This is a genomic window from Corynebacterium sp. HMSC055A01 (assembly GCF_001809405.1).
Lineage (GTDB): Bacteria > Actinomycetota > Actinomycetes > Mycobacteriales > Mycobacteriaceae > Corynebacterium > Corynebacterium hesseae.
On the sequence record NZ_KV797536.1, the window covers coordinates 148,591 to 175,205 of the forward strand.

The following is a 26,615-nucleotide window of genomic DNA, read 5'->3' on the forward strand; positions in this document are numbered from 1 at the left end:
GGGCATATTCACAGGGAGACTACAGCGCTTTCGCCACGGCGTGGGTCTATGTTTAATCCGTGAATAACTTCATCCAGTCTGTGCTAGGCCTACCGCTGACGGACCCCGTGAACGGTGGGATCTACATTGCTATCTTGGTCATCAGTGCGCTGCTCATTGCGTGGCGCCTGCGCAAACGCGATGTCGTGTCCTTCCTTCTCGCCGCAGTCATTGCCACCGTAGCATTCTTCGTGCTCAAGCACTGGGACGTCCCGTTCTACCTCTTTGTTGCCGGGCTTGTCCCCATTGCAGCGCTCATCTCCCTCATTCACCATGCGGGCCGACGAGTCCTCATGGCCGTGATTGCGGCATTCTCGGCACTTGCGGTAGCCGGTCTGGCCAATATGGAGTACCAGTCCTATCCGGACATCGCCTCGCTCGATCCCACGCCGGTGGCCCAAGAGATGGACTACAGCCAATTCAAGGCCATGAAATCCTCGGATTCCGCTGCGATTGTGCACGTGGATCTTCCGGGTGCCATCTCAGGGTTCAGCGCGCGCCAGGCCATTGCCTACATCCCGCCGGCCTATTGGAGCAAAAAGGATATAAACCTTCCCGTTCTAGTCCTGCTCCACGGCAACCCGGGTGGTCCGGAGCAGTGGTTCGGCTCCGGCGAGGCGGCCGAAACCGCCGATGCCTTCCAACGCGCCAATGGGGGACTAAGCCCCATCGTCGTGGCGGTCGATGCCACCGGCAGTGAGACCGCCAACCCCATCTGCGCGGACACCTCCGTGGCCAAGGTCATGACCTACCTAACGACCGACGTGCCGACAGGAATCAAGACCGCTTTCCGTGTCGACGAGAATCAACAACATTGGACCGTCGCTGGTTTGTCATACGGAGGGACGTGTTCACTACAGATCCTCACCAATCATCCCGAAGCCTATGGCCAGGCAGTGGACATCTCCGGCGAGGCCGAACCCACTATTGGAAACCACGCCGCCACCGTGTCCAAGTTCTATGGTGGCGATGAAGCCGCCTACCAAGCCGCTAATCCTGCACACCTGCTGGCGACGAAAAAGTACCCCGATCACCAGGCCATCTTCATCGCCGGTAACCGGGATACTGCTGCGGTGAAAGCGCTCGGCCAACTGAACGACGCCGCACGAGGCGCCGGCATGGCCACCTACTACACTTCCCGCCCGGGCGGCCATTCCTTCGAGGTGTGGCGTCCCGCCCTGCGCGAAGTATTTGCCTGGGTTGCCCGCCGGGGCGGGCTGGCAGACCTCACCGATTCTTTCGATGGAGTACAAGATGCAGATCTTCAGCGCTAACAACCTCCGACACCTCGCGCGGCGCATTCCGGTGACGTGGGTGTTGATCCTTCTGATGTGGGTATTGATCATCGTGACCTACGCGGTTCCAGGGCTGGCGGGCATTACGCAAACGATCGGCCTGACCGGCCGTACTTTCGGCGCAGTTGTGGCACTCACCCTCATGGCCCTAGCTTTCGTTCTTCCTTCGGAATACCGGTTGGGCTCCGTGCGGACACTTGCCGTTGGTATTGCCGCGCAGCTTATCTCCGTTCCCGTGGCCTATGTGGCCGCCCACGGGATCGAAGAAATCGGCCTCAACCGCTGGGGTGATGATCTTCTGAGCTCCACTGATTTATCACCCATCGGTTTCATAGTGGGCACAGCCGGCTTCGCTTCTGCGTGGATGCCGCGCCTCTGGCAGCGCCGCGTACGCCTCAGCATCCTCGCCCTGACGCTCACCATGGCCCTGTATGGCGGTACTTTGAGCGATGTCCTCGGCGTGAGCGCCTCGGTGCTGTCCATCGCGGCCGGTATCGCATGGAGTGTCTTTGTGCCCCGCACGAGCGCGGAGCGCCCAGCCGCTTTCCATCGTGCCTCGGTGCCGGAGCGCCGAGTTCTCACCGCGCTCATCGTGGGAGTGGTAGCCATCGGCCCAGCCTTCGTGGCGCTCGACCCACTGGCGGAAGGGCCCTTCAGCCCAGTCACCCGGCTGATGTGGTCCTTCAACTCTGCTGCTTATCACGCCACTGAGATCTGCCAGGCTGACCCCACAAGCCAGGCCTGCCAAGCTGCCCTTGATTTCGCCCGCGTCCACGGCGTGGGTCCGGCCATCGCCAGCGTCATGCCGCTCATCATCCAACTCGTACTGTGCTTCGGCCTCATCCGCGGACGCCGTCTTGCGTGGTTGCTATCCGTCCTTACCCAGGTACTCGTCATCGCTGTGCTTCTAGCTCAGCTGTGGGACTTTAGCCAAGAAGGCCTTGTGCTCTACGGCGTGAATCTCGCCGCTGTGGTCCTGCCCTGGGCCACCTGCTTCGTCGTGCTCATCTGGAACCGCCGCGTGTTCCACATCCACGAAAGTGTGCGCGCGCTGGGCCGAGCCGCAGGAAAGATCGCAGCTGCCTTTGTCATCACGGCCGCTCTTTGGGGCGTTGGCGCACTACTTTTCAAGGACGGCTTCGTCGAGACAGCCACTGCCGGATCGATCCTGGCCGAACTCCCTCTGCGCTATGTCCCGCCAGTCGTGGCTACGCTACTTCCGCTCAAGCTCGCGCCGACCACCTGGTTGACGTGGGCTTTCTACGAGTGGGTCGGCACTCTGTTCTGGATGTACACCTCCTGGGTGGTCTATCGCATGTTCGCTACTCCTGCGAACCCCGAGGCCGCTGAGGTTCGTGACCACGCTCGCGCCATCCTGGAGCAGGGCAGTGGTGACCACCTCTCCGCTATGACCCTGTGGAAGGGGAACCGCTACTTCTTTAACGACAGCAACTACGTGGCCTACCGCGTCCACAACGGCATTGCACTCAGCCTCGGCGAGCCGGCGGGCAATGACCCGCAGGCCACCGCAGCGGCCTTCGAAGAATTCGCCCGCGAACAAGGCTGGCGCCCGGCCTGGTACTCGGTACGGGAAAGCTTTACCCGTCCCGGCTTCCGCCGCCTCGAAGTAGCTGAGGAGGCCGTCCTGGACACCTCTAACACGGAGTTCAAAGGCAAGAAATTCCAGAACATTCGCACCGCCCGCAACAAGGCCGGCAAAGAGGGCGTCACCACGCTGTGGACGGAGTGGAAGGACCTCGATCTTGCCACCCGCAACAAAATTGCCGAGCTCTCCGAAGAATGGGTCTCTGACAAAGCTCTCCCAGAGATGGGCTTTACTTTGGGCGGTGTTAACGAGCTGCGGGAGGAAGGCACCAAGCTACTGCTCGCGCTGGGGGAGGACGGCACGCTGCACGGCGTGACATCTTGGCTCCCTGTTCGTGAGAACGGAAGCGTGGTGGGCTACACCCTCGACGTCATGCGCCGCGCCGACCACGGCTTCAAGGGGGCAATCGAGCTACTCATCTCTGAGGCTATGATCATCGCCGCCGGCGAAGGCTGCGCCTGGATTTCGCTCTCCGGCGCGCCCCTGTCAGGTACACCAGAGGAACCCGGGCTTCTCGACGCCCTCCTCACCCGCCTCGGCGAAGAAATGGAACCCCTCTACGGCTTCCGCAGCTTGGCTGCCTCCAAACGCAAGTTCCAGCCGGAAGAGCACAAGTGGTACCTGGCCTACAACGATGAGCTGGCACTGCCCGCCATTGGACTCGCCGTCGTTCACGCCTATGTGCCCGACATGCGCGCAGCCGACGCCGCCCGAGCTGTGAAGACCTGGCTGGCTGAGCGTAAACAAGCCAAAGCGGAGCAAAGCGCAACGGAACCCAGCAAAGCAGATCCACGCTAAGACCAGTGTGTTGACAGAACCTCGTGCACACCTTCGGGCACAATGTTCTCATGTCGAAGTTCTCTGAGGTCCTAGACCAGCTGCGCGAAAACCAACCGAAGGCAAAGTACGGCATTGCCTTTGAGAAGCTGATGGTCAACTATTTCAAGACCGACCCGACCTTAAAGAACCAGTTCGATGAGGTCTGCCGCTGGACGGATTGGCGCTACAACGGCGGCAAGGCTGACACCGGCATCGACTTGGTGGCCCGCCGCGTGGATGACGGCACGTGGACCGCCATCCAGTGCAAGTTCTATGACTCTAAGGCGCGCATTCAGAAGTCCCACCTGGATTCCTTCTTCGAAGCCTCTGGTCATTCCTTCCAAACGGAAGAAGGCCGCCAGCACTTCGGCAGCCGCCTGATTATTTCCACCACGGACCACTGGTCCTCCCATGCAGAAGATGCGCTGGCCAACCAGATCATTCCAACCAGCCGCATTGGCATCTCCGCCATCGCGGAATCACCCATCAACTGGGACGTGGCCTTCCCTGGCTCGGAAGTGCGCGATAAAACCATCCAGATCAACCTCTCCCAGCGCGAGACCTTTGAACCCCGCCCACACCAGCAGGCGGCCATCGACAAAGCCATCGAAGGATTCAAGACCCATGACCGCGGCAAGCTCATCATGGCCTGCGGCACCGGAAAAACCTTCACCGCCCTGCGCCTGGCGGAACGCGTCGCTGAGGACAACGGCGGCAAGGCCCGGATTCTCTTCCTCGTGCCGTCCATCTCCTTGCTCTCCCAAACCTTGAAGGAGTGGACCGCCCAGGGCCGCCTCGACATGCGCGCCTTCGCGGTGTGCTCCGACAGCAAGGTCTCCAAGAAGGCCGAGGACATCGCCGTCTATGACCTTGAGGTCCCAGTTTCCACCGAAGGCAAGGACATCACCACGCGCTTTGAATCCGGCAAGCGCGCCAAGGGCCTCAATATCGTCTTCTCCACCTACCAGTCCATCCAGGCAGTACAAGATGCCCAGCAGGTAGGCCTCGATGATTTCGACCTCGTCATCTGCGATGAAGCCCACCGCACCACCGGCATCACCTTGGCCGGTGAGGACGCCAGCAACTTTGTCCGCGTCCACGATGCCGACTACATCAAGGCAGCCAAGCGCCTCTACATGACAGCCACCCCGCGCCTTTATGACGAAGCCGTCAAGGGCAAGGCCGAAGAGCACTCCGCGGAGCTGGCCTCTATGGATGATGAAGCCATCTACGGACCAGAGTTCTTCCGCCTCGGCTTTGGCGAAGCCGTGGACAAGGGGCTGCTTACTGACTACAAGGTGCTTGTCATGACCGTGGATGAATCCGTGGCCGCCCAAGCCATGGCCCACAGTGAGAACAACCAGGTCAACCTTTCACTCGCCTCCGCCATGATTGGTGCCTGGAACGGCTTGGCCAAGCGCTCCGGTGAATTGCAGGGCAAGAAGGGCGGCTTTGAGGAAGACGCCCAGCCCATGCAGCGCGCCGTGGCCTTTGCCAAGGACATCAAGACCTCCCAGCTCATTGCGGAGACCTACCCATCACTCATCGGTACCCACCAGGAACTGCTCAAAGAAAAAGCAGTGCTTAACGACGTCTCCCTGACCAACGTCGACCTCCACGTTGCCGCCCAGCACGTGGACGGTGGCATGAACGCCATGGAACGAGGCACCAAGCTTTCCTGGCTTGAGGCTCCTTCAGGGGGGGCAACAGTCGCGCATGCTCACCAATGCGCGCTGTCTTTCTGAGGGCGTAGACGTCCCGGCGCTGGACGCCGTTATCTTCTTCAACCCCCGCAACTCCATGGTGGACGTGGTCCAGTCCGTCGGCCGTGTCATGCGCAAGTCCGAAGGCAAGGATTACGGCTACATCATCCTGCCCGTGGCCGTTGCCAGCAATGTCTCCCCGGCAAAAGCGCTCGACGATAACCAGCGCTTCAAGGTGGTCTGGCAGATCCTCAACGCGCTGCGCGCCCACGATGACCGCTTCAATGCGAAGATTAATTCCATCGCTCTGAACGGCACGGCGGGTCAAGAAGACCTACCCATCGACGTCGTCCACGTGCCAGGGGATGACGAGAAGAGCGACACTGAGAAGCTCAAGGAAGCGGATGAAACAAAGTCCCCTGAGCCGCTGGCTGATAATTCGACGGTGACCCAGCAGATCGCCCTGTTCTCTCTGGAACAGTGGCAAGAAGCCATCTACACCAAACTGGTGGATAAGGTCGGCACCCGCACCTATTGGGAGGACTGGGCCGACGATGTCGCCACCATCGCGGAGAACCAAATCACCCGCATCAAGGCGCTTCTCAACGGCGCCGATGGCTCCCTCCGCACCGAATTCGACAGCTTCGTGGAAGGCCTGCGCAACAACCTCAACGATGGCATCAGCGAAGAAGACGCCATCTCGATGCTCTCGCAGCATCTCATTACAGCACCGGTCTTCAACGCGCTGTTTGAGAATCATGACTTCATCACCCACAACCCCGTGGCCCAAGTGATGGAGAAGATGGTCAAGGCCGTGTCTAAGGCGAACCTCGATACCGAAACCGAGTCCCTAGAGAAGTTCTACGAGTCCGTCCGCATCCGTGCTTCCGAGGTGAACTCTGCCTCCGGCAAGCAGCAGGTCATCAAGGAGCTTTACGAGCGCTTCTTCCGCAAAGCCTTCAAGAAGCAATCCGAGGCTCTCGGCATCGTTTACACCCCAGTCGAGATTGTCGATTTCATCCTGCGTGCTGCCGACGATGTATCCAAGAAGCACTTTGGCAAGGGATTGACCGATGAGGGAGTGTGCATCCTCGACCCCTTCGCGGGCACCTCTACTTTCACTGTTCGCCTCCTGCAGTCCGGACTCATCAAACCGGAAGACCTCGCCCGCAAGTACGCCAATGAGCTCTTCGCAACCGAGACCATGTTGCTGGCCTATTACGTCTCAGCGGTGAACATTGAGACCACCTACAACGCCCTGCGCGAAGAGGCAGCCCTGCGCAACGGCGAACCTGCACCCGAGTACGTTCCCTTCACCAACATTGCGTTGGCCGATACCTTCCAAATCCACGAGGAAGGCGACATCCCAGACCTCAACATCTTCCGTGAGAACAACGAGACCATTGAGCGCCAGAAGCAAGCACCCATCAACGTTGTGATTGGTAACCCGCCGTACTCCGCAGGGCAGAAGTCCGCGAACGACCTCAACGCAAATCTGAAGTACCCGAGCCTAGATAAGCGGATTGCGGAGACCTACGCTGCAAAGTCCACCGCGACCAATAAGAACTCGCTCTACGACTCCTACCTACGTGCCTTCCGCTGGGCCACCGACCGCATTGGTGCCCAAGGCATCGTTGCGTTCGTTTCTAATGGTGGATGGATTGATGGCAACACCGGCGATGGAGTTCGCTTGTCGATGGCGGAGGATTTCACGGATCTCTATGTGTTTAATCTTCGTGGCAATATGCGTAACTCCAATTGGCGAGCAGAGGGAGGCCAGATTTTTGGGGCGGGATCGCAGACCACGATCGCTGTATTTGTCGGAGTAAAGGACCCGAACAAGACTGGCTTCAACCTGCACTATGTACAGACCCCCGATGGCGCTACCCGTGATGAGAAGCTTGAGATTGTCGAAAACTCGAATGTTGAGTACTTGGATTGGCAGGAGATCGTGCCAAATAAGGAAGGCGACTGGCTGAACCAACGATCAGAGGAGTTTGAAAACTGGCCAGCTATTAGCGTGAAGAATGGTGCCGCGACAAGGATTTTTGAAGTGTACTCTCGTGGTCTTTCTACCGCTCGCGACGCATGGGCTTATGCGCACACCGACGGCCAACTGCTCTCGAAGTTGGGAGTCTTGACTGGTACATACACTGAGGCAACAGCTTTGCTTCATAAATGGTTAGCTGACCAGGGGAACACGAAGCCTAAGGAACAGGACGTAACGGCTTTCCTGCGAGTGCATCCACAATACGCAGATACAACGAAAGCGTCATGGAATCGAACGCTTAAAAATCTCGCAGCCAAAGATACCGAAATTCTCGTGCAGCCTGATCGTGTCTTTGGATCGCTTTATCGTCCGTTTACCAAGCAACGGGCGTATTTCGAACAGTCGCTCAATGACATGACCTACAAGCTTCCAGTCATGTTTCCAACTCCAGAGCACCGAAACATTGGCTTTGTATTGACTGGGTCTGCATCGCATTATGATTTCGGTCTTATCGCAACTGACCTGCTACCAAACTTGCACACCCTGGACACCGGCCAATTCTTCCCCCGCTTCACCTGGGCCGCCGTCGAGGCCGACGACGGTGGGCTGTTCGGTGAGGGAGGCGTCGTTAAGCAAGGCGAAGCCAGCGTCTACGGTTCGATTGGTGAGGTCATCGACGGCTACGTGCGAGTGGACAACATCACTGATGAGATCAAGGCTCTCTATCGTGACGCGCTGGGTGCAGACATTACGGGTGATGACATCTTCCATTTTGTCTACGGCAAGCTGCACGACCCTGACTACCGCACGAAGTACGCGGCTGACCTGAAGAAGATGCTGCCGCATATCGAGACACCGAGTTCGCGTGCGGAGTTCGACAAGTTTGCTGCTGCCGGGCAGGAGCTGATGTCCCTTCACGTCAACTACGAGACCGTGGATCCGTGGCCGTTAGACATTCAGGTCACGGGTGATGAGGCTGACCGGGAGACGTGGCGCGTGCTCAAGATGAAGTGGGCCAAGCGCAAGGATCCGGAGACGGGCAAGAACGTCAATGACGTGACGAAGCTGATCTACAACAAACGCGTGACCATCGCCGGCATTCCGGAAGAAGCCGACGAGTACATGTTGGGCTCGCGCTCAGCAGTCGCCTGGCTGATTGACCGCTACCAGGTCAAGAAGGACAAGGCTTCGGGCATCGTCAACGACCCCAATGACTGGGCCGACGAGGTAGGCAATCCGCGCTACATCGTGGACCTGATTGGGAAAGTCGTGCGCGTGGCCATGGAGACGGTACGGATTGTGGATGGATTGAATTCCAAGTAGTCGGGAGCCAAATTTGTCCGCCAGATGTATGGTTATAAGGAGTCAAGTGGTGTTTGTAAAGCGAGTAGGCTCTTTGCCTATGCCACACTGATGGGGGGACGCACACGAGACTTCTCGTGTATCTGTTGGTGCACGCGCAGTCTGGTGGATAATAGAAAGTGAAGGGTAGAAACATGCACCAGGACAAGGGCGAAAGGAGCTGGATATGGCGCGCGTCAACGATGTAGCTCGTTACATTCTGGAAAACGTTGATTCTAGTGTAAGCACTATGAAGCTCCAGAAGCTCGTTTACTACGCCCAAGCATGGAGTCTCGTGTGGGATGAAAAGCCCTTGTTCAATTCCCGCATAGAGGCATGGGCTAACGGTCCTGTTTGCCGTGACCTTTATAGGTGCCACCGCGGAGAATTCACCGCGAGCACTGACATGTTTCCCGGTGACTCTACTCAGTTAACTGCAGATGAGAAAGACACCATTGATGCAGTCTTAGCTGCTTATGGTCACTTGAACGGTCAGCAGCTGAGCGATTTGTCTCATAATGAACGTCCGTGGCGCGAGGCGCGCGTGGGCGTTGCAGATGGCGCTCCCTCCACGAACGAAGTCAGCCTAGAGGTCATGCAAGACTTTTACAGTGCCATGCAATCCGCGGCTAGCGCATAACGATGGGCAGCGGAAAGCGTAAGAAAAAGAAGCTTGCGCGCCAAAGGAATAACGCTGGTGGAAAGTACGTGCCCCCGCTGGTTGCCACGGCTGACGATAAAAAGGTTCCGGTGAGCGCAACACAAGATGCCTCATATAAGAACGAATTAGTTCGTTGGACGGCTAGGGAGATAGATGAGGTTCCTGGCGATGGTGACGGACGCCGATGGGATTTGAGTGCCAACGAGACAGTGGAACTACTTAAGTTCCTTGATGATCTAACTAAGAAGACTTGGGCAGAGTGTGAAAACGAAGGAGCCCAGGGGCACCGGCGCAACCATGATCACGCAATCAACGAATTGAGTAAAGCTGCGCAGAATCGACTACGACAGCTAGACCAAAATGAAGAACGAGTCTTCCGTTTTAGACTGAGTGGTGCCTGCCGGTTGTGGGGGTTCCGCTCAGGAAGCCTGTTTCGTGTGCTCTGGTATGACCCGGAGCACAAGGTTTATCCGGTCGAAAAGCGACACACATAACTGGAGCGGCTCCAGCCTTCCGATTGCTGACAGCTTTGTTGAAGCCCTTAGTTCTGATGACCGGACCTTTTGGAGGGGCGTCGCCAAGCATTGCCCGTTCCTTTGCTGCACCGGTTTATCGGGACGGCGTTGGTGGCGGTGTTAAAACTGTGGCAAACGAGTTTAAAGTTTCGCGTGTTGCATCTGTTACTCATGTTGTTAAAGCGGTAGTGTGGCGCGCATGAGCCATGCACGTCGCCTTGTTACCGCCGCCGTTACTGCCGTAGCGGCCGTGGCACTGTCCGTATCCACCGCCGTTGCCATCCCGTCCACCGCACCTTCCGGTGTGGATGTCTCCGGCAATAACCACGCGTCCCTTCGCGGAATCGATTGGGACGCAGTGAAGTCTGATGGGCAGTCCTATGCCTTCGTGAAGGCCACTGAAGGCGTTGGGTTTGTTAACAACCACTTCGTACGCGATGCCAATGCCGCTGCGGCTGCTGGTCTGAAGGTCGGCGCTTACCACTACGCGCGCCCGGCTGGTGATGCCAAGCAGCAGGCGGCCAGCTTCGCCTCCCAGATTGCACTGGTGCCGACGCAAACCCTGCCGCCAGTGCTGGACATTGAGGTCGATGAGGGTCTGAGCACAGCTCAGCTGGAGGAGTGGATCGACACCTTCATGACTGAGGTAAAGACCTTAACCGGCCGCACGCCGATGCTGTACACCTACAAGTACTTCTGGATGGGCCAGATGGGCAATTCCACGCGCTTCTCCGAGTATCCGCTGTGGTTGGCGGCCTACCAGGACACCGCGCCGGACCCGGTCGGTGGCTGGGACAAGCTGGCCTTCTGGCAGCGCTCCGGTAGCGGCCGCGTTGCTGGCATCGAAACCGATGTTGACATGAACCTCTTTAACGGTACTGAGGCACAGCTGCAGTCCTTCTCCGGTGGCAATTACATCGACTTCGGCGGCATCTTGGATGACATGGTCATCCCGGGTATTGACCTAGGCGACGACGCCGGCGTGCTGATCGCTGGAATCCTGGCTCTGGCAGCGGGTGCTGTGGCCGTGCCGGCCGTCGCCGATGCCGCCAAGAACGCGGGGCTCGATGTCGATGCGACCGGTCTTATCAAGCAAGCGGAAAAGCTGCTTAACGACGGCGCCATCAGCACTGATGACCTCAAGGACATGGCCAACAATGACGCCAGCATCGGCGATCTAGCCATCTTCCTTGATAACGCGCAGCACCTCCAGGACGTTGACGCCGATAACGTCAGCCAGCAGGACGTGGAGAACGCCGACCGTGCCGCACGCAGCGCTGGTCACGCCGCAGGCGTTGCGGTGCCGAATCTCGACGCCAAGCAGGTGGCGGACCTGCTCAATAACCTGCGCTAATCGCTACCGGGTGACGGGGCGTCGTGGCGCGGATTAGCCCCCTTAAAGAAGCAGCGGGTCCAGGATTCGTCGCGAAAGTGCGCGGGCACCGCACCGGACAGCAGTGGTTTAGAAAGCGCGGCGGCTTGCAGGGAGCCGTCGACAGGCAGCTCGGTGTCTGAGCCGATGAGGATGATGTTGCCGTAGCGCCGGCCTTTGAGCATGGGAGGGTCGGCAATAACGGCGACGTGTGCAAAGACTTCTGCCATTCCGGCGAGTTCTGCCTTCGCCCCTTGCAGGTCGGAGTGGTCACCGCAGTTGGCAACGTAAAGCCCGCCCGGAGTGAGCGTGGCGTGGGCGTGCTGGAAGAACTCTTGGGTGGTGAGAAGCTCCGGCGTGACGGCGCCGGCGAAGACGTCGCGGATGATGACGTCGAAGCGATTCGGAGGGAAGCCTTCCGTCACCGCGCGTGCCTCACCGGCGCGGATTTTCACGCGGGGAGCGGCAGGGATATCGGCCAGCTCGCGGATGAGCTCGGCCAGTTTCGAGTCGAGCTCCACCACCGTGTTATGGGAATCCGGCCACAGGTCTGCGAAGTAGCGGGGGAGAGAACATCCACCGCCGCCCAGGTGGAGCAGGCGCTTGCCAGGCGCTAGGTTTTCTACCGCTGCAGCAATCCAACGCATGTACTCGAATTCGAGGGTACGTGGGTCTTCGGGGATGAGGTGTGAGGAGGGCACGCCGTTGATGTTGAGGATGAAGGCGCCATCGCGGAATGGGTCGGCTTCGATGACGAGCTCGCCGGTGGAAATCTCGTAGGTGCCCGCGATTGAATCTGTCTTGTTGCGCTTCCTGCCCATAATGCCCTTTAGCTTAGGGAATAGAGTGTGAGTTCAGTGTGTTGGGGTATGGGGTACACCACGACTAGCCTAAGTGGACGAAAGAAGGAAGAAGGGGAAAGCATGCGAGTATTGGTAGCCATGTCCGGCGGCGTTGATTCCTCGGTCGCCGCTGCACGCGCGGTGGAGGCGGGCCACGAGGTCATTGGCGTGCACTTGGCCCTGCACAAGGATGCGCAGCAGACCCGTGAGAAGGCGCGCGGTTGCTGCTCCTTGGAGGATTCCGCCGATGCCCGTCGCATCTGCGACAAGCTCGGCATTCCTTTCTACGTGTGGGACTTCTCCGAGGAGTTCAAGGAAGCCGTCATCGGTGATTTCGTGGACTCCTATGCCCGCGGCGAGACCCCGAATCCGTGCCTGCGCTGCAACGAGAAGATCAAGTTCGCAGCCCTGCTCCGTAAGGGCATGGCGCTGGGCTTCGATGCGGTGGCTACGGGCCACTATGCCACTATCGACGCCGACGGCTACATGCGCCGCTCCCTGGATGAGAACAAGGACCAGTCTTATGTGCTGGGTGTTATTACCAAGGAGGAGCTGGACCACTGCTTCTTCCCGATTGGTGATACCCCGAAGCCGCAAATCCGCGAGGAGGCCAAGCGCCATGGTTTCTCCACGGCGGCCAAGCCGGACTCCTATGACATCTGCTTCATCCCGGACGGCAATACCCAGGCCTTCCTGGGGCGTTCCATCGGCCTGCGCCCAGGCATGATCGTGGACACCGAGGGCAACGAACTCAAGGAACACGATGGCGCGTGGAACTACACCATCGGCCAGCGCAAGGGCCTGGACATCAAGACGCCGACTGCCGACGGCTCCCCGCGCTACGTCACCGACATCGACGCGGCCACCGGCACCGTCACCGTCGGGTCGCGCGCAGACCTGGCCGTGACCCGCATCGAGGCCGACCGCCTAAAGTACCTGCACCCAGCGATGGAAGGTGACTTCGACTGCGAGGTGCAGGTGCGAGCCCACGGTTCCGTCGTTCACTGCTACGCTCACGTGGACCGTGAAGCCGACCGCATGACGCTGGACCTGAAGGAGCCTCTTTCCGGTGTGGCTCGTGGCCAGGCTGCCGTGCTCTACCTGCCGAGCCCGGACGAGCTAGGCGATATTGTCCTGGGCTCCGGCACCATCTGCGGGACCGAGTAGTTTAGCGAAGCACACAGTCAGCGATGAGTCGATCGAGTGCCCGAATATCGACTTTGGGCCCGATGTTGATTTTGAAGTGGCCAGCTCGTGTCCAGAGCTCCAGTTCAGCATTTACGTCTAGGAGCTTTCCAGCATTCTCCGTCGACCACATATTAATGGAGGAGTAAGGGAGAGAATAGATTTCGACTTTCTTTCCAGTGAGACCTTGAGAATCTCGGATAATCAATCGGTGGCTAGTGAAGACGGCTGCGTCTCGGACAGTTTTAAATGCGCAAATGGGCTTTTCGTTGGCTGCGAGAACTGACGGAATGTCGCTCGGAATCTCGCAAGGAGAATAGAAGGTCCAGCCAGAAAACTGTTCAAGTGCCACAGGAGTATCCTTTACCTCTTCGACTTAGTGGTTTGTGAATTGCATTATAAATGTCGCCGTAGTCTTTGATTCGGTATTAAAAGAAAAAATTCGGAAGGAGATGAGATGACGGGATTCGCCCTTGGCCCCATGCCCGGTACCTCCATCGCGGAGGCCGCGGACATCATCATGGGGGAGACCGAACTTCCTGCCATCCCGCAGCTGCCCGAGCGTGGGCTGGGCTCCGATGCGGTGGGCCGCACCGCCGGCATGCTGGAGGCCATCTCCATCGACCGAGGCCCGCGCTCGTGGCGCATGACGGCGCGCCCGCAGCTGCTGACCCGCCGCACGTGGGACCGCTTGGAGCGCGACCTCGACGAGGTCCAGGAAGTCTGGGGCGAAACCGTGCCCCGCGTCAAGGTGCAAGCACTCGGCCCGTGGTCGCTTGCGGCCAGCATTGAGCTTTCCGACGGCCACCGCGTTCTCACCGACCGCGGCGCCTTTAACGAGCTCGCGGAGTCACTTCTCTACGGAGTCCGTGTCCACGCCGCGGATGTCGCGCGCCGCTTCCACGGGGAGGTCGCTATCCAGCTCGACGAGCCCCTGCTTGCCGATATCATCGCCGGCCGCGTCCCTGGCACCACAGATTTCGATACCATCCCGGCGGTCCCGGATGAGGTCGCGCTCGACCTCCTACAATCCTTCGAAGCAGACTACCTACACGCCCCACCGCTGTGGTCGCTAGCGCCTGCTGCCACGACCTTCCTCACGGATTTCCGCGGTCTGGAGACCCCGCGTCACCTTGATGGCTTGGGCGAACACCTTAACGCGGGCCACCGGATTGGTCTGGGCATTGAAGGTTCCGATGCCCGCGCGGAGGCTATCGCGTTGGCCCGGCACCTCGACCGCATCGGCATGCCACGCGACCTGCTCGTCGACCGTTTCGACGTCTATCCCGTCAAGGCCTCCGCCAGATCCCTGCGCTCGGCAACCGAGACCGCCGGCATCCTCACTCGCGATGCCGGTGACCTTTAGTCAACTCGCCCCAAGCTATCCGTCGTGGTGAAGTAGGCCTCCATATACGGGATAACGAACTGGAGTTGGCCATGGGCGGTGGGTTCGATGAGGTCGGCGTCGATAAGCCTTTGGCGTGTGGCCGACAAGGAGCGCACCGTCCGGTCCTGGTGCGCGGCGATGTTCTTGATTTCTGCCGTGCCGTCCTCCATGACCGCGCTCATCGCCTCGAGGAAGAGGCGCTGGGCCGGTGGAAGCGAAAGGGTAGCGGGCTGGTGTACCTGGGCGCCCAAAACCGAGATAGCCTCGGCTGACACCGCTGCGACGTCACTCTCCTCGATACTGCTCCCACCCTCGCGCTGCGCCTTTCCCCAAGCCAGTGAGCCCACCAGCTGCACCATGTAGGGGTAGCCGCGCGACAGGCGCACCGCCGCTGCAACCGCATCATCGGTGAACTCGAGCCCGGACTGTGCGGCGGTCTCGGTGAAGGCCACCTCGGCGTTCGCGGGGGAGAGCGGGCCCAGAACGAACTTCTGCGCGCGGCGTAGGAAGGTTACACCCGGCAGGTCCAGCAGGCGGTTGACGCCTTGTGGAAGGCCCGCGGCGACAATAGCGACGTCGAGCTCATCGCGCACCAAGTCTTGGTAGGTCACGGCCAGGGAAGTTAGGTTCTCGGCGTCTGCGTCCTGCACTTCGTCGATGGTGAGCAGCACGCCAGTGCCTTTGAGCATGCCTAAAAGCTCGCGCAGGCGGGTGTTGAGCGTGGGTTTATAGGCTTCCTCGGTGTTGTGCTGGATGCCGATGGTTGCCACACCACCAATGCCGACACGGTTGACCTTGTGCTTGTCCGCCGGGGCCAGCTTGTCCATGATGCGCGGGATGGTGGTGTCAACGAGCTCGTCAACCATGGAGCTGCGTCCCGAGGCTCGCAATGTGATCCACCCGCGACTAGAAGCGATATCTTCTATCTCGTTGAGCAAGACCGTCTTGCCGATACCGCGGGCACCGCTGATGATGAGCGAGCGGCCCGGGCTGCCTGGTTGGGAGTCAAGCGCTGCGCGGAAGGTGTCGAGCACTGCCGTGCGGCCGACCCAGAATAGTGGTGGAACGCCGAAGGTGGGGCGGAAGGGATTCTCGTGCGGGGACATAGCCTCATCCTAGAGCATTGGGAGATTTGGGAGACTTTTTAAACTCGGGAGATTTGGGAGACTTTTCTGAGGGCGGCGACTAGGGAGACCAACGATCTCCTTAGTCTTCTATGTGTCTCGTCCGGCGCGGATTGCGGCGATGACGTCGAAGTCTCCCTTCACATCGATAGGTGCACGCTGGGAGAGTTCGGCCGCCTTTTCTTCGATGGATTTTCTGTTTGCGGTAAATGGGGACGACGCGACCCTGGTGAGGATGTTGCGCACGTAGTCTTCGAGGGAAACACCAGCGGTAGCGGCGCGGTGCTGAAGGGTTGCGATGGTTGTACTGTCTACGTCCTGGATTTCAACGGTGCAGGTAGGGGAGGAGCTCATAGTCCTATCGTACGGGAGCTTCTTGACCAGCGTCTGTGCCGCTAGATGGTTGCACGGCCTGCCAAGCTACCGCGCCGATGTGTAGCGAGCAGGCTGCGACAAGGGCGTACCACCAGCCAAAACTGACCGAGGTATGCCAGGGCATGGCGTAGCCGATGAAGAGTATGGTGAGGATCGTAATCGTCGTGGTGCCAATGCTTTGAGCAATGGAATGGGGCTTTCTCAGGGCCTTCCATGCGGCCCAAAGCTCCGAAGCGGTGATGACTGCGAGCGCTACGGTGAGGAACATGGTTACTCCTTAAGATGCGAGCTCGTCGAATAGAGCTTGGGCAAGGTCTTCGGTGCCGGCAAGGGAATCGTTGTTGGCGAAGGCGGCGCGCTTGGTCTCTGGTTCGATGATGAGCATGGTCGAGTAACCGTAGGTGCCGCCGTTGTGCCAGTACCCAGCATTGTCCTTGCTGGGAGGCTGCCAGCCGTAGTCGATATCGCCGTTCTTCATAAACCACTCAGCGAATTTGGCCATGTCACTCGCCGTGGAGCGGATCGCCCCCGCGGGTGCGGAGCCTTCCATCTCCCAGGGTTCAGCATGGCGGCCGGTGGCGGTAAGTCCCCGTGGAGCGTCGGCAGGCACAGAGCCCGGCGTCATGAGGTAGGTCTCTGTCATGCCAGCTGGCTCGAAGATGCGCTCCTTGAGCATCTGCTCATAAGGCTGCCCGGCGGCGGTCTCTAAAATATGACCCAAGAGCCCGTAGCCAAGGTTGGAATAGGATTCTTCGCCGCGGTCCTTTAGCTCGGCCTTCGTGGCAGCGTCCACGATGTCCTCTACGGTCTCACCTTCATAGGGATTCGAACCGGTGATCGTTGAGGCGAAAAAGCTGAGGACGTTCGCTTTGGCGACGGCGGGTAGTCCAGAGGTGTGGTCGAGCAGCTCCCTTACGGTGACGTCAGCGACGGGTGCATCGCCGACGTCAAGGACCTCGCCCACAGTGGTGTCAGTTCTCAGCTTTCCCTCTTCGACGAGCTGGTGGGCCAGCTCGCCGGTAAACATCTTGGTGACGGAACCAATTTCGACCTCCGTGTGCTCGTCGCTGCCCAGTCCTGCGAAGGTGGCCTTGCCGTCCTGGAGGGTAAAGGCGGTGAGGTTGTGGAAGCCGGACTCTGAGTGCTGTTCCAGCTGGGTGGCTAGGTTTTCGTCGCCAGTCTTGTCTTGTGCCAGCGTAATTCTCTGTGGGCCTGCGACAAGCAGGACGGCGGCAACGGCAGTAGCAGTGATGACGGCTAAGACAATTTTGCGCATTAATGGTCCTCGCTTGCGGTGATAATGGTGAGCAGGGGAATAACGCGGGGCGGGCGGATGGAGTATTCGCCGCCAGACTTCGTGGTCCAGCCCGCATGAGTTAGAGCGCTCAAGTGGTGGTAAGCGGTGCCGGTGGAGGAGACGATGTTTTCTTCGACAAGCTCGGCGGCGGTGGCGGGTGCGGCGAGGAGGCGGCGGAGGATTTCGCCGCGGACGGGATGAGCCAGCGCGGAGAGACGCTCGAGGTTCTCCGCCCAGCTCTCATCGGTAACGAACGTGGTGGGGCGCTGCCATTGGTAGGCGTACGAGCGCTTGCCGACGTTTATGTTGCCGCCAAAGATGACGGAACCGTCGGGAAGCTGCTCGTTGGGTGCGAGGGCGTCGACCAGCCAGTAGGTCGAGTCTTCTTCAGTGGTGGTGGGTGTAGGTCTGGCGTCGGCAGTGTTCGTGCGCCCCTCGAGCGCGGCGACGCGCGCTTCAAGCTCGGCGAGGCGTGCTTCGACTGTTGTGTCCATGGAATCTAGAATTCCAGAAATCTAGAAACCTGGCAAGGCTTAGTTGAGGATTGGGTACTGGAGTTAAGAAATCATCGGCCACGCGGTGGAGACATCCGAGGCATCCCGACCGCGTCCTTCCAGGTACTTCTTGAAGGACTCGCGGTCCTTGTACCACTCGACGGCCTGGTATTCCATGAGCTCGTTGGTGTCCATCTGTGCTAGCTCGGGGAAGTGCTGGCGCACCTGCTTCCAAGCGACGCGGGCGGCCGCGAGGGCGTCGGCAGTAGCCTCATGCGCGTTGCTCAGCTCCACGCCGTAGTGGGCAGAGACCTCCTCCAGGGTGCGCTTGCCCTTGCGCCACTTGTCCTTCACCCGGTCGATGACGAAAGGATCGAATACTGGGCCGTTCACCGTGAAGTCCCCGGTCAGCGCGCGCAGTACAGAGAGATCGTAGGCGGCGTTGTAGACAATGAGCGTAAGACCTTCCTCCCAGGCCTGGTAGATGGCATCGACCGTCTCCTTGAGGACTTCGTCGTGCGGGCGACCCTCCGCGCGGGCCTTCTCAGTAGTGATGCCGTGGATCTTGGCGGCCTCCTCGGGGATCTCCACTCCGGGGTCAGCGAGCATTTCCCGCTTATCTACCTCGCGCCCGTCGATACGAACCAGGGCAGAGGTGACGATGCGGGCTTCTTTGGGCTTTACGGAGGTGGTCTCGAGGTCGAAGGAGAGCATACGGGTGGCGTCGAAGTTCATGGACAACACTCTAGCGCCCGGCTCGGACATGCACTGTGGAAGTCCTGCAGAATGACGGATATAGAACTGCAGAATGACGATCAATATCTTGCAGAATGACGGACAAAGCCTTGCAGAATGACCAACTGCAGGTAGAGTGCTATTTATGGAACGGTATATTAGACGCGGTATGGAAGGTTTTGCCCGAGAAGCATTGACCTTCTCACCCGTTGTCCACGTCACGGGCGCACGGCAGGTTGGCAAGTCGACGTTGACAAGGCATCTCGGCCTTGAACGTGCTGTGTATGTAACGCTGGATGATCCCGCTGCTCTCTCACTAGCGGAAGAGGATCCGATGACCTTTGTGCAGCAAGGTGGTGACGCAACGCTGATTATTGATGAAATTCAGCGGCTTCCCGAGCTCACACTGCCGTTAAAAGCCGAGGTGGATAGGAACCGCCGGCCAGGTCGATTTATCATTACTGGTTCATCAGATTTTGCTCGGGGAGTGGGTAAGAAGGATTCCCTTGCAGGAAGAATTATTGATCTCCATTTGCACCCACTGAGCCAACAAGAAATTTGTGAAACCGTCAGTGACGGCGCCTTTGTAGATAGGCTCGATGAGCTCGTCGAATTGCCTGTGCGTTCTGTTCCTACGGAACAAGTAGATCGAGCTGGCTTGGTGGACAAAGTGCTGAAGGGCGGCTATCCGGTTGCATTAGAGCTGCAAGATCGGATGCGCCGAGCTTGGTTCGAGTCTTATGTTTCACATGTGACGGTGATTGAAGAAACCCTATCCCGGGAAAGCGCACAGCCGGGAAGGTTGCAATCGTTGTTGCGACTACTCGCAGCACATCAGGCGGGGGAGTTAGTTCCGGCGAAGCTCGCACGTGAAGCGGAAATCCCAGCGTCCACTGTCCGCTCCTACCTCGATACATTGTCAAGGCTGTTTCTTTCCTCACAGGTGAAAGCGTGGAAATCAAATCTGACGTCGCGAGAAATATCCAAGCCCAAAAGTTGGGTCACTGATTCCGGTCTGGCTTCCTGGTTAGCGGGGCAAACTCGAGACATGCTCATGAATCCGCTGGTGCAGTCGCATCTAGGGCATTTAGTGGAAGGGTTTGTCCTTCAGGAACTTTCTGCCCAGCAGGGTTGGGCTGAAAGTCAGCATCAGCTGCTCCACTGGCGTGATAGTGCCGGGATGGAAGCGGATGTTGTCATCGAATTCGCGGACAATAGCATCGCTGCGCTTGAGGTTAAATCCGGTGCGACAGTCAAGGCAGGACAGGTTCGGCATTTGCGTGCACTGAGCGAGAAACTAGGGCCCCGTTTCCGTGGAGGATTTGTCTTGGCTCCGATTCCCTATGTGCAGCCCTTGGGAGACAAACTTTGTGCGCTACCGATGTCATATTTGTGGCGTGGATAGGACGTTTGGCCAGGAACATGCTGTGTCCGGCAGCCCCGCTACACTAGTGACTCGTGAGTGATGCAGTAGATATCCAACGCGAATGGTCCGAGCTTGCCCAGGAAGTGCGCAAGCACCGCGAGCTGTACTACAACGGCGAGCCGGCGATCCCGGATGCGGACTTTGACGCCCTTTTCCAGCGCTTGCTGGCGCTGGAAGCGGAACACCCGGAGCTTCAAACTCCGGATTCGCCTACCCAGCAGGTGGGCGCTGCCCCGGAGGGCGCCGTTGACATCGAGCACCTGGAACGCCTGTACAGTTTGGACAACGTTTTTAGCGCTGACGAGTTGCAGGACTGGCTGGACCGCACCCCGGCAAAGGCCTATCTCACCGAGCTCAAGATTGACGGTTTGTCCATCGATTTGGTCTATCGTGACGGCAAGCTTGCCACGGCCGCCACGCGTGGTGATGGTCGCGTGGGTGAGGACATCACTGCTAATGCGCGTGTTATTCCCGATATCCCACGTGAGCTGACGGGCAGCGAAGAATACCCGGTTCCCTCCCTGGTAGAGGTCCGCGGCGAGGTGTACATGCGCCCGGATGAATTTGAGGAAATTAACTCCGCACGCCGCGAGGATGGTAAGCCCACCTTTGCCAACCCCCGCAACGCGGCCGCGGGCGGACTGCGCATGAAGGACCCGGAGGACGTCAAGAAGCGCCGGCTCCACATGGTCTGCCACGGCATCGGCGCGCGCGAAGGATTCCAACCAGCCTCGCAACACGACGCCTACCAGGCCTTGGAGGCATGGGGATTCCCGGTGTCGCCTTATACCCAGCGGGTCACCACCGCCAAGGAGGTTCAAGAGCGCGTGACCTACTGGGAGGAACACCGCCACGATGCTTACTTCGAGATGGACGGTCTCGTCATCAAGGTCGACGACCTGGCCAGCCAGCGCTCCTTAGGAGCGACTTCACGTGCGCCACGTTGGGCCATCGCGTATAAGTACCCACCGGAGGAGGTCACCACCAAGCTTCTTAACATTGAGGTCGGTGTCGGTCGAACGGGGCGCGTGACGCCTTTCGCCATCATGGAACCAGTCTTTGTCTCCGGCTCGACGGTTTCCATGGCCACCCTGCACAACCAGTTCGAGGTCAAGAACAAGAACGTCCTCATCGGGGACACCATTGTCATCCGCAAGGCCGGAGAGATCATCCCTGAGGTTCTCGGCCCCGTCCTAGACAAGCGCGATGGCAGTGAGACCGATTGGGTCTTCCCGGAGAACTGCCCTGCATGCGGCACGAAGCTGGCACCGCAGAAGGAAGGCGACCAGGACTGGCGCTGCCCGAATACCCGCAGCTGCCCAGCGCAGCTGGCGGCGCGTCTGGAGTATTTGGCCTCCCGCAAGGCGCTTGACATTGGTGAGCTGGGGGAGAAGGCGGCGGCGGACTTGATTTCTTCCGGAGTGCTCGTGGACGAGGCAGAACTCTTTGATCTCGATGAAGAAGCACTCCTTAAATCCTCGGTCTACACCACCCAGAAGGGCGCGCTCAACGCCTCGGGCAAGAAGCTGCTGGAGAACCTCAAGACCGCCCGTCAGGCTGAGTTCTGGCGAGTGCTCGTAGCGCTGTCCATCCGCCACGTTGGCCCCATTGCCGCGCGTGCGTTAGCCACGCGGTTCGGCTCCATGGAGGCGCTGCGCGCGGCATCGGTGGAGGAGCTGGCGGATACTGATGGCGTGGGTGGCATCATCGCGGAATCCTTTAAGCAATGGTTCGAGGTGGACTGGCACGACAACATCGTGCAGAAGTGGACCGCCGCCGGGGTGACCATGGAGGAAGAATCCAGCGATAAGCCCGCGCAAACGCTGGAGGGAATCACCGTGGTGGTGACCGGAACCCTAGAGAACTACAGTCGCGATTCCGCTAAGGAGGCCATCATCTCCCGTGGCGGCAAGGCCTCCGGGTCGGTGTCGAAGAAGACCAACTATGTCGTCGTCGGAGAAAACGCCGGTTCAAAGGAACAGAAGGCCCGCGACCTTGGCTTGACCATCTTGGATGAGGAAGGCTTCAACCGCCTCCTTGAAACGGGCGAGGCATGAAGTTAGCCGCCTTCGACCTGGACGGCACTATCTACTTTGATGGCCACATGCCCGAAGACGTGCCGGAGGCGATTGCCGGTTGGCGCGCTGCGGGCAACCTTGCTGTCGTGGCCACGGGCAAGTCTCCTCATTCTGCTCGGCGTGCACTAGAGCCTTTTGGCGTTGACTTTGACTACTACCTGCTCTGCAACGGCACCGTCATCATGGATGGCTCTTATGAGTTGCTCTACGAAAACCATGTACCGCCCGAGGTGGTTCGTGCCGTGTATGAGCGGGTGCATGACACACCAAAGCTCGACCTCTACTGCACACGTTTGACAGGCCCGGACGGCTACCTCGTGCGCAACGTGGCGGGCGTGCACAACCCCATCATCAGTGAGCCCGTGCCGGTCCCGCCGTCACGCATTGAGGAAGAGGTCTTCCCGCTTGTTGCCGCCTGGACCCCGGGCAACCCAGACCTGCAGAGGAAGATCGCGCAGTGGGTCACGGACCGCTTTCCGGTAGGTACCGCGATGAACCGCAACTTCTTCGACATCATGCCGCCCGGTCACGACAAGGGCTTTGCCTTGACTTGGCTGCTTCGTCACCTGGAAGTTGAGCGCTCTAACATTGAGCTCATCACCTTCGGGGACGGGCACAATGACCTGCCCATGCATGCGCTTGCCGACGTCTCCCTCACCTTCCCCTGGGCGCAACCCGACATCCACAAGGCGTGCTCAGCGGTTGTGGACTCAGCCTTTGAAGGTCTAATACACTACGGTTCATGAAGATTGCGGCTTTAGACATGGATGGCACTGTTTACGTCAACGAAGACATAACAGAGGCCACACAAAAAGCCATCGCTGAGTGGCGTGCCGCAGGCAACTTGGCCGTCTCCGCGACGGGCAAGTCCATCGCCAATGCGCGCAACACACTCGAACCCTTCGGCGTGGAGCTGGACTACCACGTGCTCTACAACGGGACAGTCATCACCGGCGGCGACTATTCCATCCTGCACGAGGAGCATCTGCCGAGTGAGGTTGTGCAGTCCATTGTCGCTCGTTTCACCGGCCTGCCGTTGAATATCTACCTCACAGGCTTGTCTGGAGCCGACCAGGTAGCGTGGGATGGCCTCGCAGGACGCGAGTCCTCCATGGTGGCGAATACGGAAGTGGTGGATCCGGGGGACGTCGCCAAGCGCAGCACTGTGTTGTTGTCCCTGTGGATCCCTGGCAACCCTGAGCTGCGCCGCGAGGTGGACGAGTGGGTCCGCGAGAATTGTGCCGTCGAATCATCCTTTAACTGCGATTTCTACGACATCATGCCACCTGGCCATAACAAGGGTGAGGGCTTGACGCGGTTGCTTGATCATCTCGGCCACGAAAAAGCTGAACTCTACACCTTCGGCGATAGCTTCAATGATCTCTCGATGCACTCTATCGCCACCGAGTCCTTCACGTTCCCGGGAACGCAGATCACCGAAGAGGTGGACCACGTGGTCCCCGATGTCGCCGCGGGACTCAACTCGTTGCTTGCCCGCTAAGTAAGAAACGCACCCAAGATGGCACCCAAGTCACCCAAGTGCTCAACTTCGGAGGCGAGGTAATCGGGTCCACCAACGCGGCCCATCACCACCACGTAGTTCGTTCCCACGAGGGGAGCAGCGGCCAGCGCGGATTCGATGAGCGTCCAGGATTCCGGAATCCACGTGTCCTTTTCAGGGTTGAGCACGCGAGCCGTTGTGATGTTGAGGTCGGTGGGGATCGAGCCGTCGTCGGCAGGCGCGGCGTCCGACGCGGCGATGCGGCTGATGTTCTCGTCGTTCGCGATGACAATGGCCCAATTGGACGTCAGCGCCTTGGGGATGGCGGCGCAGACTTCACTCATTGCGGCCGTCACGTTGCGTTGTGCGGCAACCTTGGCCAGCACGTGGATTTGCCCGCGGCGGTCAACGCGACCGCTGAAGGGGCGAATGGAGTCGACCTCGACTCCTTCCACGGTCTGTGCTGCCGTGATGATCTCATCCGCCATGGTGGACTGGGGGAGATCCAAGACGATGTCATCCATGACCGTACCGTCTGGGAAATTCTCCACAATGTCGACGGAGCGGATATTTGCCTCGATGCTGCCCATCGCGTTGGCAAGGAGGCCAAGGCTGCCGGGGGTGTCAGGGAGTAGGACACGGACGAGGTACGACATATCGTTCTTTCTGGGGAAGGTGAATAAGTAGGGAGGGGATATTTGGCTTTCTAACTCGATCGATGTTACCCAACCTGTCGAATACTATTCAATAGTATGAGCTTCACTTAGGGGAGGAGTGGTGGTGGCGCGGCAACAGCTGTGCAGTACCATGGGTGCTTAGCTATCAACCGTCTCAATGAATAAAAGGATGGAGTTCGCGTGTCTGATATTTCGCGTGACGAGGTCGCGCACTTGGCAAAGCTGTCGCGATTGGCCCTGAGCGAGGAAGAACTGAAGCAGTTCGCCGCGCAGATCGACGAAATCGTGGACTCGGTGTCCGCGGTGGGCAAGGTCGAGGCTGAAGGTGTGGAGCCAATGTCGCACCCGCACTCCGTACATGCTCCAATGCGTGAGGACGTTATTGTGCGCACCCTCACCGCCGAGCAGGCCCTGGACCAAGCGCCGGCAGCTGAAGGTGACCGCTTCATGGTTCCGCAGATTCTGGGTAGAGGAGACGAATAAGAATGGCACAATTCATTGCGCCCACCGAGGGCATTACCGCACTGACCGCCGCCGAGCTGGCTGAGAAGATTCACTCCCGTGAGCTCACCTCCCGCGAAGTTACTCAGGCATTCTTGGATCGCATCGCGGAGACCGATGGCGAGCTCAACGCCTTCCTCCATGTTGGCGCGGAGGAAGCACTGGCGGCTGCCGACGCCGTCGATAAGTCCCTCGACGCCGGCGAAGAACCCGCCTCTGCTCTGGCTGGCGTGCCGCTGGCGCTCAAGGATCTGCTCGTTACTACCGACGCCCCCACGACCGCCGCCTCCAAAATGCTGGAGGGCTGGGTGTCACCTTATGACGCTACGCTGGTGACCAAGCTGCGCGAGGCAGGTATCCCGATTCTGGGTAAGACGAACCTTGATGAGTTCGCGATGGGCTCCTCCAATGAGAACTCTGCTTATGGCCCTGCGCACAACCCCTACGACACGGAGCGCACTCCGGGCGGCTCCGGTGGCGGCACTGCTGCGGCTCTTGCCTCGGGCCAGGCTCCGCTGGGTATCGGTACTGACACTGGTGGCTCGATCCGCCAGCCTGCTGCACTGACCAACACCGTGGGCGTGAAGCCGACGTACGGCACGGTGTCGCGTTACGGCCTCATCGCAGCTGCAAGCTCCCTGGACCAAGCAGGTCCGACTGCCCGCACGGTCCTAGATACCGCCTTGCTGCACGAAATTATCGCCGGCCACGACTCCTTCGACGCCACCTCCGTGGATAAGCCGGTTGCCCCGGTAGTCGCCGCCGCTAAGGAAGGCGCCAATGGCGACCTTTCCGGCGTCAAGGTTGGCCTGATCAAGCAATTCGAGCGCGACGGCTGGCAGCCGGGCGTGATGGAGGCCTACCACGCCGCGGTTGAGCAGTTGAAGAACCAGGGCGCGGAGATCTTAGAGGTTGACTGCCCGCACTTCGACGATGCACTGGCTGCGTACTACCTCATCATGCCGTGTGAGGTCTCCTCCAACCTGGCCCGCTTCGACGGTATGCGCTACGGCCTGCGCGTGGGCGATGACGGAACCCACTCCGCGGAAGAGGTCATGTCTCTGTCCCGCGCTGCTGGTTTCGGCCCTGAGGTTAAGCGCCGCATCATGCTGGGTACCTACGCGCTATCCGTCGGATATTACGACGCCTACTACCTTCAAGCACAGCGTGTGCGCACCCTCATCGCACAGGACTTTGAGCGCGCTTTCGAACAGGTCGATGTCCTTGTTTCCCCGACCACGCCGACCACAGCCTTCAAGCTGGGGGAGAAGGTTGAGGATCCGATGGAGATGTACAACTTCGACCTCTGCACCCTGCCGCTAAACCTTGCCGGCGTGTGCGGCATGTCTGTACCCTCCGGCTTGGCATCTGACACCAACCTGCCGACCGGCCTGCAGATCATGGCTCCGGCGTTCAAGGATGACCGCCTGTACAAGGTTGGTGCCGCCTACGAAGCAGGACGAAAGTAGCGCGCAGAACTACACCTTGTAGTGCTCCTCAGCCGGTGACCGTTCACGGAAACGTGGGAGGCCGCCGGTCTTCGTCGTTTTCTTCGACCGTGGGTGTGTTCTTGTCTTCTTGTCCTTTCGGTTGTTTGGAGTGTGGTGTCGTCGTTTGATTCAACGAGGGCTAGGCCCCTGTTCTTCGTCATC

The 26,615-nt window shown here is 59.4% G+C and carries 24 protein-coding genes; 15 read left to right on the forward strand and 9 right to left on the reverse strand.

The window, feature by feature from the left end; translation table 11 throughout:
* Positions 1-59 precede the first annotated feature (59 nt).
* The 7 genes from HMPREF2604_RS02750 to HMPREF2604_RS02775 all read left to right on the forward strand — a co-directional run bounded on the left by HMPREF2604_RS02750 (position 60) and on the right by HMPREF2604_RS02775 (position 11,323).
* Entirely contained in the window at positions 60-1,313 is a 1,254-nt protein-coding gene (locus HMPREF2604_RS02750; RefSeq protein ID WP_070525221.1) for an alpha/beta hydrolase, read from the forward strand.
* Positions 1,294-3,738 (forward strand): bifunctional lysylphosphatidylglycerol flippase/synthetase MprF, encoded by a 2,445-nt coding sequence (locus tag HMPREF2604_RS02755; protein ID WP_070525223.1) that lies wholly within the window; start codon positions 1,294-1,296, stop codon positions 3,736-3,738. Before HMPREF2604_RS02750 ends, HMPREF2604_RS02755 begins: the two co-directional genes overlap by 20 nt.
* A 50-nt stretch (positions 3,739-3,788) precedes the next feature.
* Complete coding sequence (locus HMPREF2604_RS14470) at positions 3,789-5,504, forward strand: restriction endonuclease (RefSeq protein ID WP_371440683.1); 1,716 nt, start codon at positions 3,789-3,791, stop codon at positions 5,502-5,504.
* On the forward strand, positions 5,476-8,775 hold the full coding sequence (locus HMPREF2604_RS02760; RefSeq protein WP_371440684.1) for a type ISP restriction/modification enzyme: 3,300 nt from the start codon (positions 5,476-5,478) through the stop codon (positions 8,773-8,775). The genes HMPREF2604_RS14470 and HMPREF2604_RS02760 overlap by 29 nt, the downstream gene beginning before the upstream one ends.
* Positions 8,776-8,980: 205 nt before the next feature.
* Positions 8,981-9,433, forward strand: coding sequence for a Panacea domain-containing protein (locus tag HMPREF2604_RS02765; RefSeq protein ID WP_070525225.1), 453 nt, complete (start codon positions 8,981-8,983; stop codon positions 9,431-9,433).
* 2 nt (positions 9,434-9,435) lie between these two features.
* Positions 9,436-9,948 (forward strand): hypothetical protein, encoded by a 513-nt coding sequence (locus HMPREF2604_RS02770; protein ID WP_070563051.1) that lies wholly within the window; start codon positions 9,436-9,438, stop codon positions 9,946-9,948.
* Positions 9,949-10,168: 220 nt separating this feature from the next.
* On the forward strand, positions 10,169-11,323 hold the full coding sequence (locus HMPREF2604_RS02775; protein ID WP_070563095.1) for a glycoside hydrolase family 25 protein: 1,155 nt from the start codon (positions 10,169-10,171) through the stop codon (positions 11,321-11,323).
* On the opposite strand, the gene HMPREF2604_RS02780 is transcribed toward HMPREF2604_RS02775, so the two are convergent.
* Positions 11,320-12,162 (reverse strand): spermidine synthase, encoded by an 843-nt coding sequence (locus HMPREF2604_RS02780; protein ID WP_070563054.1) that lies wholly within the window; start codon positions 12,160-12,162, stop codon positions 11,320-11,322. The genes HMPREF2604_RS02775 and HMPREF2604_RS02780 overlap by 4 nt on opposite strands.
* Positions 12,163-12,264: 102 nt before the next feature.
* On the opposite strand from HMPREF2604_RS02780, the gene mnmA reads away from it, so the two are divergent.
* Complete coding sequence (mnmA, locus tag HMPREF2604_RS02785; protein ID WP_070563057.1) at positions 12,265-13,350, forward strand: tRNA 2-thiouridine(34) synthase MnmA; 1,086 nt, start codon at positions 12,265-12,267, stop codon at positions 13,348-13,350.
* A 1-nt stretch (position 13,351) separates the two neighbouring features.
* Here the strand turns inward: mnmA and HMPREF2604_RS02790 are convergent, their stop codons facing one another.
* Positions 13,352-13,720, reverse strand: a complete 369-nt coding sequence (locus HMPREF2604_RS02790) for a PH domain-containing protein (RefSeq protein ID WP_070525234.1) — start codon at positions 13,718-13,720, stop codon at positions 13,352-13,354.
* A 105-nt stretch (positions 13,721-13,825) separates the two neighbouring features.
* Here HMPREF2604_RS02790 and HMPREF2604_RS02795 point away from each other — a divergent pair, with 105 nt between their 5' ends.
* A complete protein-coding gene (locus HMPREF2604_RS02795; RefSeq protein WP_070525236.1) occupies positions 13,826-14,734 on the forward strand; it encodes a uroporphyrinogen decarboxylase/cobalamine-independent methonine synthase family protein in 909 nt (302 codons plus the stop codon).
* On the opposite strand, the gene HMPREF2604_RS02800 is transcribed toward HMPREF2604_RS02795, so the two are convergent.
* From HMPREF2604_RS02800 to HMPREF2604_RS02825, 6 genes are all read right to left on the reverse strand, one after another.
* On the reverse strand, positions 14,731-15,861 hold the full coding sequence (locus HMPREF2604_RS02800) for an ATP-binding protein (protein ID WP_070525238.1): 1,131 nt from the start codon (positions 15,859-15,861) through the stop codon (positions 14,731-14,733). The genes HMPREF2604_RS02795 and HMPREF2604_RS02800 overlap by 4 nt on opposite strands.
* Before the next feature lie 108 nt (positions 15,862-15,969).
* The gene (locus HMPREF2604_RS02805; protein ID WP_070525241.1) at positions 15,970-16,233 is read right to left on the reverse strand and encodes a FitA-like ribbon-helix-helix domain-containing protein; all 264 of its coding nucleotides are present in this window, start codon (positions 16,231-16,233) and stop codon (positions 15,970-15,972) included.
* A 4-nt stretch (positions 16,234-16,237) separates the two neighbouring features.
* Positions 16,238-16,522, reverse strand: a complete 285-nt coding sequence (locus HMPREF2604_RS02810; protein ID WP_070563058.1) for a hypothetical protein — start codon at positions 16,520-16,522, stop codon at positions 16,238-16,240.
* A 9-nt stretch (positions 16,523-16,531) separates the two neighbouring features.
* Positions 16,532-17,530, reverse strand: a complete 999-nt coding sequence (locus tag HMPREF2604_RS02815) for a serine hydrolase domain-containing protein (protein WP_070563061.1) — start codon at positions 17,528-17,530, stop codon at positions 16,532-16,534.
* A complete protein-coding gene (locus tag HMPREF2604_RS02820; RefSeq protein ID WP_070563064.1) occupies positions 17,530-18,045 on the reverse strand; it encodes an ArsR/SmtB family transcription factor in 516 nt (171 codons plus the stop codon). Before HMPREF2604_RS02820 ends, HMPREF2604_RS02815 begins: the two co-directional genes overlap by 1 nt.
* Positions 18,046-18,108: 63 nt before the next feature.
* Complete coding sequence (locus HMPREF2604_RS02825; protein WP_070563067.1) at positions 18,109-18,780, reverse strand: 3'-5' exonuclease; 672 nt, start codon at positions 18,778-18,780, stop codon at positions 18,109-18,111.
* A gap of 145 nt (positions 18,781-18,925) precedes the next feature.
* Between HMPREF2604_RS02825 and HMPREF2604_RS02830 the strand changes: the two genes are divergently transcribed.
* Genes HMPREF2604_RS02830 through HMPREF2604_RS02845 form a run of 4 tightly spaced genes read left to right on the forward strand, consistent with a single transcriptional unit; the run spans position 18,926 to position 23,785 of the window.
* On the forward strand, positions 18,926-20,185 hold the full coding sequence (locus tag HMPREF2604_RS02830; protein WP_070525251.1) for an ATP-binding protein: 1,260 nt from the start codon (positions 18,926-18,928) through the stop codon (positions 20,183-20,185).
* Between the two features lie 53 nt (positions 20,186-20,238).
* Positions 20,239-22,263, forward strand: coding sequence for an NAD-dependent DNA ligase LigA (gene ligA / locus HMPREF2604_RS02835; protein WP_070563070.1), 2,025 nt, complete (start codon positions 20,239-20,241; stop codon positions 22,261-22,263).
* Positions 22,260-23,030: an HAD family hydrolase gene (locus HMPREF2604_RS02840; protein ID WP_070563073.1), complete on the forward strand. Its 771-nt coding sequence runs from the start codon at positions 22,260-22,262 to the stop codon at positions 23,028-23,030. The genes ligA and HMPREF2604_RS02840 overlap by 4 nt, the downstream gene beginning before the upstream one ends.
* Positions 23,027-23,785, forward strand: coding sequence for an HAD hydrolase family protein (locus tag HMPREF2604_RS02845; protein WP_070525254.1), 759 nt, complete (start codon positions 23,027-23,029; stop codon positions 23,783-23,785). Before HMPREF2604_RS02840 ends, HMPREF2604_RS02845 begins: the two co-directional genes overlap by 4 nt.
* Here HMPREF2604_RS02845 and HMPREF2604_RS02850 read toward each other — a convergent pair.
* A complete protein-coding gene (locus HMPREF2604_RS02850) occupies positions 23,782-24,441 on the reverse strand; it encodes an ACT domain-containing protein (RefSeq protein ID WP_070525255.1) in 660 nt (219 codons plus the stop codon). The two genes, HMPREF2604_RS02845 and HMPREF2604_RS02850, sit on opposite strands and share 4 nt — an antisense overlap.
* Positions 24,442-24,642: 201 nt before the next feature.
* Between HMPREF2604_RS02850 and gatC the strand changes: the two genes are divergently transcribed.
* Complete coding sequence (gatC, locus tag HMPREF2604_RS02855) at positions 24,643-24,945, forward strand: Asp-tRNA(Asn)/Glu-tRNA(Gln) amidotransferase subunit GatC (protein WP_070563076.1); 303 nt, start codon at positions 24,643-24,645, stop codon at positions 24,943-24,945.
* A 2-nt stretch (positions 24,946-24,947) separates the two neighbouring features.
* Positions 24,948-26,432, forward strand: a complete 1,485-nt coding sequence (gene gatA, locus HMPREF2604_RS02860; RefSeq protein WP_070563079.1) for an Asp-tRNA(Asn)/Glu-tRNA(Gln) amidotransferase subunit GatA — start codon at positions 24,948-24,950, stop codon at positions 26,430-26,432.
* Positions 26,433-26,615 lie beyond the last annotated feature (183 nt).

Bases quoted from the DNA above. Each gene is read 5' to 3' on its own strand.
- HMPREF2604_RS02755 (WP_070525223.1), top strand. From the start codon at position 1,294: ATGCAGATCTTCAGCGCTAACAACCTCCGACACCTCGCGCGGCGCATT.
- HMPREF2604_RS14470 (WP_371440683.1), top strand. From the start codon at position 3,789: ATGTCGAAGTTCTCTGAGGTCCTAGACCAGCTGCGCGAAAACCAACCG.
- HMPREF2604_RS02760 (WP_371440684.1), top strand. From the start codon at position 5,476: ATGCTCACCAATGCGCGCTGTCTTTCTGAGGGCGTAGACGTCCCGGCG.
- HMPREF2604_RS02765 (WP_070525225.1), top strand. From the start codon at position 8,981: ATGGCGCGCGTCAACGATGTAGCTCGTTACATTCTGGAAAACGTTGAT.
- HMPREF2604_RS02770 (WP_070563051.1), top strand. From the start codon at position 9,436: ATGGGCAGCGGAAAGCGTAAGAAAAAGAAGCTTGCGCGCCAAAGGAAT.
- HMPREF2604_RS02775 (WP_070563095.1), top strand. From the start codon at position 10,169: ATGAGCCATGCACGTCGCCTTGTTACCGCCGCCGTTACTGCCGTAGCG.
- HMPREF2604_RS02780 (WP_070563054.1), bottom strand. From the start codon at position 12,162: ATGGGCAGGAAGCGCAACAAGACAGATTCAATCGCGGGCACCTACGAG.
- mnmA (WP_070563057.1), top strand. From the start codon at position 12,265: ATGCGAGTATTGGTAGCCATGTCCGGCGGCGTTGATTCCTCGGTCGCC.
- HMPREF2604_RS02795 (WP_070525236.1), top strand. From the start codon at position 13,826: ATGACGGGATTCGCCCTTGGCCCCATGCCCGGTACCTCCATCGCGGAG.
- HMPREF2604_RS02800 (WP_070525238.1), bottom strand. From the start codon at position 15,861: ATGTCCCCGCACGAGAATCCCTTCCGCCCCACCTTCGGCGTTCCACCA.
- HMPREF2604_RS02805 (WP_070525241.1), bottom strand. From the start codon at position 16,233: ATGAGCTCCTCCCCTACCTGCACCGTTGAAATCCAGGACGTAGACAGT.
- HMPREF2604_RS02810 (WP_070563058.1), bottom strand. From the start codon at position 16,522: ATGTTCCTCACCGTAGCGCTCGCAGTCATCACCGCTTCGGAGCTTTGG.
- HMPREF2604_RS02815 (WP_070563061.1), bottom strand. From the start codon at position 17,530: ATGCGCAAAATTGTCTTAGCCGTCATCACTGCTACTGCCGTTGCCGCC.
- HMPREF2604_RS02820 (WP_070563064.1), bottom strand. From the start codon at position 18,045: ATGGACACAACAGTCGAAGCACGCCTCGCCGAGCTTGAAGCGCGCGTC.
- HMPREF2604_RS02825 (WP_070563067.1), bottom strand. From the start codon at position 18,780: ATGAACTTCGACGCCACCCGTATGCTCTCCTTCGACCTCGAGACCACC.
- HMPREF2604_RS02830 (WP_070525251.1), top strand. From the start codon at position 18,926: ATGGAACGGTATATTAGACGCGGTATGGAAGGTTTTGCCCGAGAAGCA.
- HMPREF2604_RS02840 (WP_070563073.1), top strand. From the start codon at position 22,260: ATGAAGTTAGCCGCCTTCGACCTGGACGGCACTATCTACTTTGATGGC.
- HMPREF2604_RS02845 (WP_070525254.1), top strand. From the start codon at position 23,027: ATGAAGATTGCGGCTTTAGACATGGATGGCACTGTTTACGTCAACGAA.
- HMPREF2604_RS02850 (WP_070525255.1), bottom strand. From the start codon at position 24,441: ATGTCGTACCTCGTCCGTGTCCTACTCCCTGACACCCCCGGCAGCCTT.
- gatA (WP_070563079.1), top strand. From the start codon at position 24,948: ATGGCACAATTCATTGCGCCCACCGAGGGCATTACCGCACTGACCGCC.